General features: G+C 61.1%; 1 pseudogene. It reads left to right on the forward strand.

The features are described 5' to 3' along the window. A pseudogene (locus SB771_RS37570) lies at positions 1–229 on the forward strand (type VI secretion system tip protein VgrG); the annotation flags it as partial.

Here is a 229-nt window from a genome sequence, read left to right on the forward strand (position 1 = left end):
GGATTGCGAGGAATCGACGCCGGACTGCGCTTTACACTGAGCGGCCATCCGGATCACGATCGAGACGCGGCTGATCAGAAAGAGTTCGCCGCGATCGAGACCGCGTGGGTAATCGAAAACAACTTGCCGATCGGCGGCCCGGCGGCGGGTTTTCCGAACAGCTTGCAAGCGACATTGTTGCAGGTGCGCGACAGCCACACGGGTGTGAGCACATTCAAGGTGCCGCACG

The sequence above is a fragment of the Burkholderia sp. SIMBA_051 genome (assembly GCF_046534915.1).
GTDB classification, from domain to species: Bacteria; Pseudomonadota; Gammaproteobacteria; order Burkholderiales; family Burkholderiaceae; genus Burkholderia; species Burkholderia ambifaria.